The sequence below is a fragment of the Psychrobacter sp. HII-4 genome (genome assembly GCF_904846595.1).
GTDB classification, from domain to species: Bacteria; Pseudomonadota; Gammaproteobacteria; order Pseudomonadales; family Moraxellaceae; genus Psychrobacter; species Psychrobacter celer.
This window is the reverse complement of sequence record NZ_CAJHBJ010000016.1, coordinates 48,451-61,820: the sequence shown is the minus strand read 5'-3', so window position 1 is coordinate 61,820 and position 13,370 is coordinate 48,451. Positions and strand designations below refer to the sequence as shown.

The following is a 13,370-nucleotide window of genomic DNA, read 5'->3' as shown; positions in this document are numbered from 1 at the left end:
TGTCATCAAAGCTTTTCATGCTGCTAGCCATTTGCTGGGCAAGTTTTTTAAGGTCGGTTTGCTTAGTCATTGCTTATTCTCCGGTTAGTGGATTATAAGCAGTTACACAAAGTTTGGGAAACTCTCGTTCAATAAGTTCTCGGCTACTATAGTGTCACGAAGCATAAAAAGAACGCAGCGAGTCTGGGTTCTTTTTTATTCTCTGGCACTTTTGTTTGTACGCATCTTGTACACATCGCGACTTTTATTGGCTCGTCTTATTCGTTTGTCATTCATTCGGCAAGAAGGTATTTTATCGTTATAATGAGGGTATCTTTTTACCTAATGCTTGTTTTTATCCCATATTTTATTATCCAATACCTGCTGCCAAATACTTGATAAGTGACCCTCTATGACTGACAACGACCACAACTCCCACTCGCCCATCAATCCAAACACCTTGCCAAACTTTGCCTGTATGCCCAACGTCGCAACGATGGACACCAGTCATGTGGATAAAGAGCAACCACCTTTTATCTTGGTCGACGGCTCTTACTACCTGTTTCGTACTTATCATGCCTTGCCAAAAACCATGCAAAACTCGCAAGGCCTCATCACCAATGCCATACGCGGTACGTTAAATGCGCTATTAAAACTGATGCGCCGCTATCACCCCACCCATATGGCGGTGTGTTTTGATACCAAATCACCGACCTTTCGCCATGCGATGTCTGAAGAGTACAAAGCCAATCGCCCCAAAATGGATGTAGAGCTGGCTGAGCAGATTCCGTATATTCATCGCTTGGTTGCCGCGCTTGGGATTCCACTACTGCGTATCGAGGGCGCAGAAGCCGACGACATCATCGGTACGCTGGCCTATCGCGCCGTCGCTGAAGGTCATCACGTGGTCATTTCGACAGGTGACAAAGACATGATGCAGCTGATTAATGACTGCGTGATACTAGAAGACAGTTTTACGGGCAAAATTACTGATGGCGCAGGCGTGGTCGAAAAATTCGGGATTGAGCCGCATCAGATGATCGATTTTTTGACGTTGATGGGCGACTCATCAGATGGCATCAAAGGCGTACCGGGCATCGGCAAAAAAACCGCCAAAGATTTACTCAATAAATACGGTAATATCGAGGCCATGCTGGCCAATGTCGCCGATATCAAAGGCCGTGCTAGCAAAAATCTGGTCGAGTATGCCGATGATATTCCGTTCAACGCGCAGTTGGCCACTATCGTCACCGATTTAGAGATTGGCCAAGACTGGACCGATCTAAAAATCAATACCGACCCGTGCGCCCATATCGATGAGTTACGCGCTCTGTACACAGAGCTTGAGTTTCGAAACGAGCTGGCCTCGCTTGATCATCCAAACCACCCTGCCAATGGCTCACAAAGCGTGGCGCACGCTCAGGCCGATAGTGAATCACAAGCGCAAATCGCTAAATCCTTACAGTCAAGCGCTATCGACAATATCACCGATAGCAAAAGTCGCGATAGCGCATGGCATACGATTTTAGACGCACCTGCTTTTGATAGCTTGGTCAAACGACTAGAAGCCGCGCCGCACTTCGTCATCGATACCGAGACCACCAGCGTCTATTGGCGACAAGCCGAAATCGTCGGCCTATCTTTTGCACTGCAAGCGCACGAAGCCTACTATGTACCGCTAACTCATCGTTTAGAAGGGGATGAGCTGACCGCCAAGCAGCTGGATCGCGATACGGTATTGGCGCGTTTAAAGCCTATCTTAGAAAACCCAAATATCGGTAAAATCGGCCAGCACCTCAAATACGACGCTCATGTGTTAAGTCATTATGATATCGACTTGATCGGCGCGATTCACGCCAGCCCCAACAACTGGACGATGGATACCATGCTGGCAAGCTACGTCATCAATGCCGCCATCACTCGCCACGGTATGGATGATCTGGCACGCCACTATCTGCAGACGCAAACGATTAGCTTTGAAGATGTCGCGGGTAAAGGCGCAAAACAAGTCACCTTTGATCAGGTGGCCATCGATATCGCCAGCGACTATGCTTGTGAAGATGCCGATATCACTTATCAGCTGTTTGATATTTTTCATAAAAAACTGTCTGATGACGAAAATAATGCCAAACTGCTGCACGAGTTAGAGATTCCAACGGCCGAGATACTGTGCCAAATGGAAGCAAACGGTATCTTAATCAAGCGCTCGTTTTTAAATGAGCTATCAGAGCGGTTTGATGAAGAAATCATCGCGCTCGAAAAACGCGCTTATGAAATTGCTGGAGAAGAATTTAACCTTGGCTCGCCAAAGCAGCTGGGTGAGATGCTGTTTGATAAGCTGGGCATCCCTGGCGGCAAAAAAACCAAGTCAGGCCAATACTCGACTGGCGAAGCGATACTGTCAAAGATTGATCACCCATTGGTCGAGATTGTCCTTGAGTATCGCGGATTGTCTAAGCTTAAAAGCACCTACACCGATGCGCTGGCCAATGTGGCAGACGCCAAAAGCGACCGCGTACATACCAGCTATCATCAGGCATTGACCAGTACCGGACGACTCTCATCGACGGATCCTAACTTACAAAACATCCCAATTCGCACCGCCACCGGCCGCTTGATTCGCCAAGCCTTTATCGCGCCAGCAGGTCGCGTTATCTTGGCAGCGGATTACTCACAGATTGAGCTGCGTCTGATGGCGCATTTCTCAGGCGACAAAAACTTGACGCAAGCCTTTAACGAAGGTCTGGATATTCACGCAGCCACCGCAGCAGAAGTGCTAGGTAAAGAAGTCTCTGAGGTAACTGCGACCGAGCGCCGCAATGCCAAAGCCATTAACTTTGGTCTACTCTACGGCATGAGCGCCTTTGGCCTTGCCAAACAGCTACAGATGAGCCGCGGTGAGGCGCAAGAATATATCGACATGTATTTTGAGCGCTATCCTGGTGTCAAAAACTATATGATTAACACGCGAGCCAGCGCTTATGAGCAAGGCTATGTCGAGACGATATTGGGCCGTAAGCTCTACACGCCCGATATCACTCATAGCAACCGCATGGTCAAGCAAGGCGCTGAGCGAGCCGCGATCAACGCTCCACTACAAGGCTCTGCCGCTGATATCATCAAGCTTGCCATGATTGCTGTCGATAAGGTATTGCCCAAAGATCAAGCCAAAATGCTGCTGCAAGTCCATGATGAGTTGGTATTTGAAGTTGATAGCGATAAGGTCGATGAAATTAGTCAGCTTATCACCGATGCGATGCAAGATGTGTTAACGACCACTGCGGCTGAAAAAGGCTGGCAAGTCGACTTTGCCGTACCATTACTGGTAGAAACAGATAGCGGCGCCAATTGGGACGAGGCACATTAATCGCCCAAAGAAAATATCGCACCCGCTACGATAAATACTATCGAATGAACTATAGTTAGTTGAAAACAAAACTGTCATAAGTTCCAAAGCGCTACTGGGATGAATTTTGCGCAGCCTCTGTGTATACAGCACGCAAGGAAAATTTATACCAGTAGCGCTATAATATTCTTAAATTGAATCTACTATATATAATAAATTCTAAATAAAAAGAGTACAGCTGTTATGGCGTGCTACTGTACTCTTTTTATGTCGGATTGACTATAGCATCTATTACCATTGACCCACAAAAGGGCTGAGCGGCCTGCTTGGCCTCTTTGTGATTTGTTATTTGCTATCTTTTATTTGTCAGTATAGTTATCGCCGCCCTATAACCACATATCGATGCGCGTGACCGCATACGCCTTGTCAACTGTTGGGAAATCGGTCAATATGGCATGATTATTTTTCAATTTTGCCTACAGGCGACTATCTGCCATCATGAAACTCTCAAGCCTTACCACACCGACTCGTCATACTTTGACTTATGCCGCTTTAGCTGCGCTAAACCTATGCACGCCAGCGTTGGCTGATCATAGCGCCGCCATACCGGCAAAACATCAAAACACCGCTCACCCCTCATCCAGTCCTCATATCGGTCATGTCAATACAACAGACACAACCTATCAACAGCTAGGCTATCAAGCGCGCACACCACTTGCCGCGCCACAGCCCTTTGACTCCTCAGCACAATGGGGCTGGGCCGATGAGTGGCGACAAGATGCAAAAGCGCAGCTAGACGAATGGGCGCACGAAATGGACGGGTGGTTTGGTGAGCCTGACCCAAAAGCGCCTGCTACCGCGAGCCTACGACTGGTGCTAGACACGCGCTGGGCCAATGACCCACTATCAGGCAGTGATGTGAGCGTCGAGCCTCGGGTTCGTGGACGTCTACGCTTACCAGTCTTAGAGCGCCGCCTAAGCTTGATTATCGGTGATGAAGACTTGGATGATGATGATTTTTTGCGACAAAGCGCGACAGGAGCGGCTTATCAAGATGGTACCGAAAGCTCTGATAGATTAATTAATAGTAAAAAGACTCGTGAAGATAACGCCTCTATTGCGCTGCGCTGGTCACGCTTCAACGATGAGATCGAAGAGCAACTGGGCGTCAAAACAGATGTCGATGTCGGTGTACGCTCACTTGATGATCTGTATGTCAAAGTCAGTGTCGATCGAGACTGGTACCAAAACGAGAAGCTAAAAGTAACCACCGATAGCTTTTATCGTTATGGCCTCGATAGCGAACACTACGCCAAAGGCGGACTCACCTTACGGTATGGCGCTGATCCAGTACGCTTTCTTAACAACCGTACTACCGTGCGCTACCGCAATCAGGATAGCAGGGAGGACACTGACTGGAGCCATGATCTAAGACAAGTCCATCAGCTCGGTGAAGAAAAGCAGCTGGCCTATGGTATTTCGACCAGTGGTTATTTTGATAAAAACAAATCACTGCTCAATAGCTATGGCCCAGCCATCACCTACCGTCAGCCGATTTGGCGGGAGTGGCTCTACGTGCAGACAGAGCTAAACTATTATAATGACAAAACAGAAAACAAAGACCACTACCCATCAGCACTATTACGCATGGAGGCACTGTTTTAGCTCGCGATAACTCATTGCTGTCTCGCTTGGCAGCCGGCACAAGACAAATAACATGCTGCTAGCTGTGAAACGGTGTTGATTATTTTTTAAATATTAACAATCCCTTATGACCAATTAGTTATGTTTCATAATGCCATTTATGGATAATCAAGCGTATAATAACGCTGTATCTCTATTTTATATCTTTGTTTTTATATTACTTGTGATTGGAAGTGAGCCTTAGCGCTCACTTTTTTTATTGCAAAATCTGGAGTCCTTATTTTGATTACAGATGGTCTTATCGAAGTCCCTGGCATTATTATATTGTTCGCTTGCTGGATACGCTGTCTACAGTATTTTCGGCGCAGTCATAGCAAAAAAACTGAAGCGTTTTGGTTGGCAGCAGTGCTGGTGTTTTTTGCGGTCATACGCCGCGAGCTAAACTACTTACCCGATCTTTTTATCCCAGCTGATTTTTTATTGCTAAGCCAGCCCTATGACTGGTGGGAAGATTGTGTACTAACCGTCGTCTACCTGATGATTGTTGGGCTACTGGCTTACTCATGGCACTATCTTTTGGCAGTATTAAAGCGTGTGCCCGTATCGTTATATTTGACGGTAGCGGTGCTGGCACTACTAGAATACATGGGCGAAAACATGATTGGCATACCTAAAACCCTTGGCGTGGTGATCGAGGAGCTATCAGAAACCGCCATCTATGCCATTGCCTTGATATACCTATGGCGCTTTACGTTAAGCGACTATGACTGTCCCTCAGCGCGCGCAGACCTATCGCACTCTCACGCGGTGTCACATTCAGCATAGATATCTGATCTAACCTCGGCCAAAGCCGCTGTGCCGCGCTGCCTATCAATACTTGCCGTCAGATTTGCTATACTGGATCAACGCCCGAGCGCACATATCTCTGATATCCACTTGCTCTCGACTTATCCATTACAGCTAGGGCGTGTCCTCATTTTGACAAGGGTAATAAAAATGGGGACACACCCAAATCACCGAGTCACTTATTATGAATATCTTAATCACTGGCGCCTCACGTGGTATCGGTCTGGCCACCGCAAAAAAACTGGCAGAAAAAGGCCACAACGTCGGCCTGTTTGCGACCAATACTGCCACGCTTGAGGATGCCATCGGCGACAAAGCCTTTAAAAAAGCGCTGAAAAAAAACCGTGTCATTATCGGCAAACTAGATGTCACCCAGCCTGAGCTATGGGACGACGCCATCACACAAATGATTGATCATTTTGGCAGTATCGATGCGCTAATCAATAACGCAGGCGTGTTGGTCAGTGGCACTTTGCCGACGACTGATTTGCAAGAGCAGCTGGCCTTAGTCGATGTTAATTGTAAAGGCGTGCTTATCGGCTGTCATAAGCTTGCGCCTTATTTGGCGGATAGCACCAATGGTAAAATCGTCAATGTCTCCTCGGCCTCGGCCATTTACGGCCAGCCCGAGGTTGCAGCGTACTCTGCCAGCAAGTTTTTTGTCCGTGGACTTACCGAAGGGCTAAATATCGAGTATGATCGCCTTGGTATCAAGGTCATTGATGTCATGCCGCTGTGGGTAAAATCAGACATGACAGAGGATCTTAGTGTCACCAGTATTGAGCGCTTGGGTATCAATTTGACTGTCAATGATGTGGCAAAGACTCTGTGCAAACTGACCACCCGCCCCAATCGCAAACTCAAAAGTACGCATTACTCGGTCGGCATGCCAGCCAAAGTCTTTCAGACCCTCTCACAAGTCACGCCTGATCCTGTGATCCGCTGGGTAAATACCAAAGTGGGTGCCAAATAAAGCGCAGCCCATTTACCCACAGCTTATCGTATTGTCCTGACGGCTACTCAATCTGGGTGGCCGTTTTGCTGGCGGCTCGAATGTCAATTGCTTGCTTTATGGTTTTATCAGCGAACGTATTGTTGTTAATCAATGTATGTTTGACTGGCCCTGCGGCAGTGTCTTCGCGAGCTTTTGAACCAACCTGAATGGGCAAACGAACGTCGGCGGCGAACGTGTTATCCCTTATCAGCGTGCCATCATCTTCCACAATAACGCCCTGCTCGACTTGGGTAAACTGGTTATTGATGATTTGATTGTCTTTAGCACTGTCTAAGTGATAGCTGGCAAACAGCGTTTGCTTGACCAAATACGCGCCGCATTCAAACCCTTTTAGGTTGCGCGATTGCCTTGACGCTACCCACACGCCCACTGGCTCATTTTGAAAAACATTACCGCGAATAATGTTGTCGCGACTCGACTCAGTGCGTTTGAAATGATTGCTGCGCGACGGGTCATCAGCATGCTCAAAGCAGTTGCGATAGAGAAAGATACTGCCTGCGCCATTGTGTATAAACTGATTATTCTCAATACGATTGTTGCTTGATGAGTCCACCGCGATGGCTTCACGATTGGGCTTAAACGTGCGAAAACCATTACCGACAAACACAGAGTCTTTGATGACATTGTCGCGACTACCAAACTCTAAATATAACCCAACCGTGCCAGCGTTTTGAATACGCACGCGCTCAAAGCTCACGCCGTGTACGTGATCGCCAACAAACATGCCGCTATTAATACTATTCTGACTGCTGACATTGATGACGCGGATATCTCTCGGTGCCAGCGCGCGATTGGCAGTAGGGTCGATAACGCCGCGCGTATAACGCTGATTGGGATGGCTGTGTTGGCGAATGTGCAGCGCATGGCCGTAGCCTGTTATATGACAATTAGCAACAGTGATATTCTCAATAGCAGCATCCGTCTTTGGTTGAATCATAATAGCGCTGGCCTTTGATGAATCATCAGCACTGGGGCTAAGCTGCGCCCCTTGACAGTCAAGCGAGCTATGAGAGTCACTGAGCTCAAAACGTATCGATTGACCTGTTAAGTCGCAGCTTTTGCTCAGGATCTGATGGCCTTTTATCGTCACAGTTTGCTTGGGCGTCAGCTGTGCGCACTCTATCACGGTCGCGGTACTTGGTAGCTTGGCCTCCATGACCAACGGCTCTTTTATAACGTCCATTTGACTGACGACTGGCTGATCGTCACAAGCGCTTAAGCTCATAGCGGTTATCAGGCCGACCATAATCGATAGTACGTTGACATATTTTAGGCGAGAAACAAGGGTCATATAGTCAATTCACTCTAAAAATGACATAGCGCTGCTGAGATGAATTTTGCGCAGCCTCTGTGATAACAGCACGCAAGTAAAATTTATACCAGTAGCGCGTTTATATTTATAACAATTTTAATTTGAACTGACTATAAATAACGCTCACTGCGGGTTGTCTTACATTTTTTGAACATCCTGTGACACCTTACTACTAGTCGAGCTCGAGCTAACACGGCACACTAATCCTCATCATACAGATAAAAACCAATCATAAGATAAAAGGAATGACAGATGGATAAGACAAAAACCCCGCTCCCAGAGGCGCAAGACCGTATCGATGGCGATGACAACCAGCGAGTCGATTTAGACAATCCAATGCTGCATACGATTGATGACGATGACGTCATTGACAATAGCGCAGGGTTTGACAACTCACAAGCAGGCAGCGAGGCCACGCAAGGCCTCACACCGATGCATCACCAAAATATCGATGAAGCCCGTGTCGATGAGGTATTGGTAGAGGACAATCTGGATGACAAGGATTATCCAGACATCGTCGATATCGCTGATACCGATGCTGCTGGGCGCAGTAACGACGATAACTTCTAATCCTATCTGCTCAGCACAGCATCAATGACGTCAAACACTGGTAAAAAAAACACCGAACATCATGTCCGGTGTTTTTATCATTCATGAAGATCAAAAAACTTAACTACGCCCAACCATCAAGCGTGCCCGCCCAGCCTTTGACCAATGGTTTGCTAAGCGCTTCGAGCAAATCAATGTGCGCCTCATCAAGGTTAAGTGCAGGTATATAATGATACTCTTGCCCACCAGCATTGAGGAAATTATCACGGTTTTCAATCGCCAGCTCTTCTAGCGTCTCCAGACAATCGGCAGAAAATGCAGGACTGATGACCTGCACCGAGCGCACGCCAGACTGACCCCACTCTTCTAGTACCACATCGGTATATGGCTTGACCCATTCTTGTTTGCCAAAACGCGACTGAAAGCTGATGATCCATTCATCATCTCTTAGACCTAGCGCATGTGCCACTTGGGCGGCAGTACACTTACAGCGCTTTGGATACGGATCTCCCTTGTCCGCATACGGCTGCGGGATACCGTGAAAACTAAACATCAGCTTGTCAGGTTTGCCATGCTCTGCCTGAAAGCGACGAATCGAGTCTGCTAGTGCCTGAATATACAGTGGATGGGCAAAGTAGTCCTTTACAATGGTATAGTTGGGCAAATTGCGCTGCGTCAGCGTCCATTTGGTCAGCGCATCATAGACAGCGCCGCCTGAGGTGGCGGAATACTGCGGAAACAATGGCAAGATGACAAAGTGATCCACGCCCTCATCGCGTAGATTGTCCATCACCTCAGGCAGACCAGGATTGCCATAGCTCATCGCCGCATGTACCGACACACGAAACGGCGCTGCGCTGTCGGCTAGACGCGGCTCTAATAATGCCACTTGGCCGTTTAATATCTTGCGGATCGGCGAGTCGCCCTCCCAGATACTGGCATAAGCTTTTGCGACGCGCTTCGGCCGACTAGGCAGGACAAACAAGTTAAGAATGATTGCCCACAAAAACTTAGGGATTTCAATCACCCGAGGGTCTGATAAAAACTGTTTGAGATAACGACGGACAGCAGGCGCTGTCGGCTCATCAGGTGTCCCAAGGTTGACCAATAAGACGGCTATACGTGGCGGCAGTTTAGGTTTCATAAAAGTCGTGTGTGATTCATAAGTGATAAAAAGGATTGTGAAGGCATTATTCATTGAGCATCTGATTAGTGTAGCATTTTATCGCCAAAAAACGCATGGTAAAGGCCGTCTTTATACAATTTGCTACGCAGGTCAAATAAAGACTGCGTACGGAGGTTGTACTCCTACGCCCATCGCCATACAATAGAGCCAACCATCACCAAAACCGTATAAGAACATGCATGCTATTTTGCTTGTGTGGCTGGTGATTTTACTGACGCTTAATTGACGCTTATTTATAGATGATTGTTGTCTTGCGAGGTAGCTTTGAACGCACGCTCTGATAGTACCAGTGACCAACTCCCAACAGATACACTCGACCCACAAGGCTTGGCCAATCAGGCAGGCTCAGTCGGAATCGTCACGCCCGCAAAAATCCATTTTGCCGAGCCGCTTACCCTTGAGTGCAATCGCACCTTGCCGTCTTTTGATTTGATGGTAGAGACTTACGGCACGCTCAATCAAGACAAATCAAATGCTATTTTGATTTGCCATGCCTTGTCTGGCAGCCATCATGCAGCAGGGTATTATAGCCATGATGACAAAAAAGCGGGCTGGTGGGACAATATGATCGGACCCAACAAAGCCATCGACACCAATCAGTTTTATGTGGTGTGCGTCAATAATATCGGCAGCTGCTTTGGCTCGACAGGACCCACCACCATCAACCCTGATACCCTCGATCAAGCTGATGGCAGCGAGCCACAAGTCTATGGCCCTGACTTTCCGCTGATCACCATCAAAGACTGGGTCAAAACCCAAGCGCTGCTCTCAGACCGCTTAGGCATCGATGTCTGGCATGCCATCGTCGGCGGCTCTATGGGCGGTATGCAAGCGCTGCAATGGTCGGTCGACTATCCAGACAGGCTAAAACGCTGCGTCATTATTGCCAGCACGCCCAAGCTATCGGCACAAAACATCGCCTTTAACGAAGTCGCTCGTCAGTCTATTCTCTCTGACCCAGACTTCAAAGACGGCCGCTATATACAAGCCGGCACTTATCCTCGCCGCGGACTGATATTGGCACGTATGGTCGGCCATATCACCTACTTGACCGATGACGCGATGAAGGCCAAGTTTGGCCGCGATCTAAAATCGGGCAAGTTTATGTACGGCTATGATGTCGAGTTCCAAGTAGAGAGCTATCTGCGCTATCAAGGCGAGCGCTTTAGCAAAAACTTCGATGCCAATACCTACTTGCTCATGACCAAAGCTTTAGATTACTTTGATCCTACGCGCGACTATGCCAATTATGCGAATACTGCCGACGACACAGCCATCGATGATAGTCTGGCTACCAGCATCAATAACGAGCACACAGGTAGCGACCATACTGCTGAGCACAGCGAAGATAACGACAGCCAGCTTGAGCTGAGCGCCTTAAAATCCGCCCTTGCCCATACCAAGTGCCAATATCTGGTGGTGTCGTTTACCACTGATTGGCGCTTTGCCCCTGAGCGCTCACAAGAAATCGTGGATGCCCTGATGGCCACAGGCAAGCCGGTCAGCTATATCAATGTCGACGCCCCACATGGTCATGATTCGTTTTTGTTTGATATCCCCCGTTATATGGGCGCGATCAAAGGCTTTTTGACCGCCCCTTTTATGACCACTAACATGGCCGGCACAGGAGAACGCTCATGAGAATGGACCATCAGTTGGCTGAGCGCTGGATCGCGCCGCAATCGCATGTACTGGACTTGGGCTGTGGTAATGGTGAGCTGCTCGCGCACTTGCAGCAAAAACTGGGCGTGACGGGTTATGGCCTAGAGATTGATGAAGACAAAATCAATGAAGCCATCAGCAAGGGTCTCTCTATCGTCGAGCAAGATCTCAACGATGGGCTGGCGCGCTTTGCTGACGACAGCTTTGACACCGTCGTCATGGCACGGGCGCTCCAAGCGGTCAAAGCCCCCGACGTTTTGCTGCTCGATATGCTACGCGTGGCCCGTGAAGCGGTCATCACCTTTCCCAACTTTGCCCATTGGCAAAACCGTATTCACCTTGGACTAAAAGGCCTGATGCCCGTCTCAGAAGCCCTGCCTTATGAGTGGTACAACACCCCAAACATTCATTTGTGTACCTTTAAAGACTTTGAGCAGCTGTGTGCTGAGCATGATATTCATATTATCAACCGCTTTGCTGTTAGCGACTCAGAAAAAGGCCATTCACCGCTGATGACATCTTTAATCCGTCAAGCACCCAACCTCTTGGCAGATGTCGCTATTTATCGCGTCACCAAACGGAAGCCTGCATAATATTTAAAAACCAAACGGCCCTAATCCTCCTTGTCTGATTTTTATAAAATAATTGATTTATTCTTACGCGCAAGTAACTCTATGATTTTATTGAAGACACTCAGGTATAATCGGCCATGACTTCTTGTAATTAGTATTTGAGTTTCGTAAGTGTGGGTGTTAAGCTAGCAAAATAATGTCACTGACACCCGTATTTGCACCGTTCGTCTGTTTGACTTGACAGCAACTGCTGAGCAAGATATTCAGGTAAAGGGCTCACTATACTTAATGGATGGTTTGGGACGTTTGGATAACACGTCATTGATACGACGCTCCCTTACCATTAGCGCCGCCTAAGATACTTTAGCGGTACAATTTTTTTGCTTATTAACTGCCTAATTTTGGAGCTGCTATGAAACTATTAAAAGCTGCGTTGTTTACTGCCTTATTTTCTTGCGCAGGTCTTGCCAATGCTGAGTTAATATCAAACGTACCGCTTGATACCTCACGTTTTGAGCTAATGCCTGTCAGTGAGCTGTCCAACCGTGCGGCGCAAGGGAGTGACCATGCGCAGTTTTACTTAGCCAAGCGCCTACAAAAAGGCGAAGGCGTGGCACAAAACACTCAGCAAGCCATTCAGTGGTATACCAAAGCCGCGCAGCAAGGCGTTGCTCCTGCGCAATTGAACCTTGCGATCATGTACTTACGCGGCGAAGGCGTGAAGCCCAATCTTCAGCAAGCACGCCACTGGTTAGAAAAAGCGGCCATGCGTGGCGACAACCGTGCAAGCTATACCCTTGCCCTCTTGGACGAAAAACAAAAAAATCTGGTCGATGCTTATAAGTGGTATGACTTGGCTGCCCGTGACGGTATGCTCGATGAAAAAGTACGCAACAAAGCCCGTGGCAAAATCGGTCAGCTGGCGTTGAACCTATCCAGCTCAGACATCGCCAATGCTCGTAGCCAAGCGGATCGTTGGTTCCAAAGCAAATAGCTTTTATACCGACTCTCTCTCAGCGATTAAAATCCAGCCGATGCGCTGGATTTTTTATTCTTTTTAGAGCGACTATCGAGCCGTTTCAGAGACAGATAACTCTCCTTAAAATCGTATCAATCACAACACAGCCCTTCTTACAAAATCTTCAAAACATCAGCAAAATTTGCTACACTACGCGCGCACCAGCCAATTCCACAATTGCGCTAGTGTTATTTGCTTATCTACCCTTTTTTATCACTTTTTTTATCACTATTGCACTGGG

Annotated in this window: 10 protein-coding genes; 8 read left to right on the top strand and 2 right to left on the bottom strand. The window is 47.8% G+C overall.

Translation table 11 applies throughout. The features are described 5' to 3' along the window. Window positions 1-391: 391 nt before the first annotated feature. The 4 genes from polA to JMX98_RS08890 all read left to right on the top strand — a co-directional run bounded on the left by polA (window position 392) and on the right by JMX98_RS08890 (window position 6,788). The gene (gene polA / locus JMX98_RS08905; protein ID WP_201586006.1) at window positions 392-3,346 is read left to right on the top strand and encodes a DNA polymerase I; all 2,955 of its coding nucleotides are present in this window, start codon (window positions 392-394) and stop codon (window positions 3,344-3,346) included. Window positions 3,347-3,823: 477 nt separating this feature from the next. After that, the gene (locus JMX98_RS08900) at window positions 3,824-4,990 is read left to right on the top strand and encodes a hypothetical protein (RefSeq protein WP_201586005.1); all 1,167 of its coding nucleotides are present in this window, start codon (window positions 3,824-3,826) and stop codon (window positions 4,988-4,990) included. 261 nt (window positions 4,991-5,251) lie between these two features. After that, a complete protein-coding gene (locus JMX98_RS08895) occupies window positions 5,252-5,794 on the top strand; it encodes a hypothetical protein (protein WP_201586003.1) in 543 nt (180 codons plus the stop codon). A 205-nt stretch (window positions 5,795-5,999) separates the two neighbouring features. Further along, on the top strand, window positions 6,000-6,788 hold the full coding sequence (locus JMX98_RS08890; protein WP_201586001.1) for an SDR family NAD(P)-dependent oxidoreductase: 789 nt from the start codon (window positions 6,000-6,002) through the stop codon (window positions 6,786-6,788). Between the two features lie 43 nt (window positions 6,789-6,831). Here JMX98_RS08890 and JMX98_RS08885 read toward each other — a convergent pair whose 3' ends face one another. Next, a complete protein-coding gene (locus JMX98_RS08885; RefSeq protein ID WP_201585999.1) occupies window positions 6,832-8,121 on the bottom strand; it encodes a right-handed parallel beta-helix repeat-containing protein in 1,290 nt (429 codons plus the stop codon). A 273-nt stretch (window positions 8,122-8,394) separates the two neighbouring features. Here JMX98_RS08885 and JMX98_RS08880 point away from each other — a divergent pair, with 273 nt between their 5' ends. After that, on the top strand, window positions 8,395-8,712 hold the full coding sequence (locus JMX98_RS08880; RefSeq protein ID WP_201585997.1) for a hypothetical protein: 318 nt from the start codon (window positions 8,395-8,397) through the stop codon (window positions 8,710-8,712). A gap of 103 nt (window positions 8,713-8,815) precedes the next feature. Here the strand turns inward: JMX98_RS08880 and hemH are convergent, their stop codons facing one another. Further along, window positions 8,816-9,835 carry a ferrochelatase gene (gene hemH, locus JMX98_RS08875; protein WP_201585995.1) on the bottom strand — a complete coding sequence of 340 codons (1,020 nt, stop codon included), beginning with the start codon at window positions 9,833-9,835 and terminating at the stop codon, window positions 8,816-8,818. A gap of 369 nt (window positions 9,836-10,204) precedes the next feature. On the opposite strand from hemH, the gene metX reads away from it, so the two are divergent. From metX to JMX98_RS08860, 3 genes are all read left to right on the top strand, one after another. Then, entirely contained in the window at window positions 10,205-11,518 is a 1,314-nt protein-coding gene (gene metX / locus JMX98_RS08870; protein ID WP_201586011.1) for a homoserine O-acetyltransferase MetX, read from the top strand. Beyond that, entirely contained in the window at window positions 11,515-12,132 is a 618-nt protein-coding gene (gene metW / locus JMX98_RS08865) for a methionine biosynthesis protein MetW (RefSeq protein WP_100748936.1), read from the top strand. The genes metX and metW overlap by 4 nt, the downstream gene beginning before the upstream one ends. 391 nt (window positions 12,133-12,523) lie before the next feature. Next, the gene (locus JMX98_RS08860) at window positions 12,524-13,105 is read left to right on the top strand and encodes a tetratricopeptide repeat protein (protein ID WP_201585993.1); all 582 of its coding nucleotides are present in this window, start codon (window positions 12,524-12,526) and stop codon (window positions 13,103-13,105) included. Window positions 13,106-13,370 lie beyond the last annotated feature (265 nt).

Coding starts and splice junctions, on each gene's coding strand:
- JMX98_RS08900 (WP_201586005.1), top strand. CDS start 3,824: ATGAAACTCTCAAGCCTTACCACACCGACTCGTCATACTTTGACTTAT.
- polA (WP_201586006.1), top strand. CDS start 392: ATGACTGACAACGACCACAACTCCCACTCGCCCATCAATCCAAACACC.
- hemH (WP_201585995.1), bottom strand. CDS start 9,835: ATGAAACCTAAACTGCCGCCACGTATAGCCGTCTTATTGGTCAACCTT.
- JMX98_RS08890 (WP_201586001.1), top strand. CDS start 6,000: ATGAATATCTTAATCACTGGCGCCTCACGTGGTATCGGTCTGGCCACC.
- JMX98_RS08880 (WP_201585997.1), top strand. CDS start 8,395: ATGGATAAGACAAAAACCCCGCTCCCAGAGGCGCAAGACCGTATCGAT.
- metW (WP_100748936.1), top strand. CDS start 11,515: ATGAGAATGGACCATCAGTTGGCTGAGCGCTGGATCGCGCCGCAATCG.
- JMX98_RS08885 (WP_201585999.1), bottom strand. CDS start 8,121: ATGACCCTTGTTTCTCGCCTAAAATATGTCAACGTACTATCGATTATG.
- JMX98_RS08860 (WP_201585993.1), top strand. CDS start 12,524: ATGAAACTATTAAAAGCTGCGTTGTTTACTGCCTTATTTTCTTGCGCA.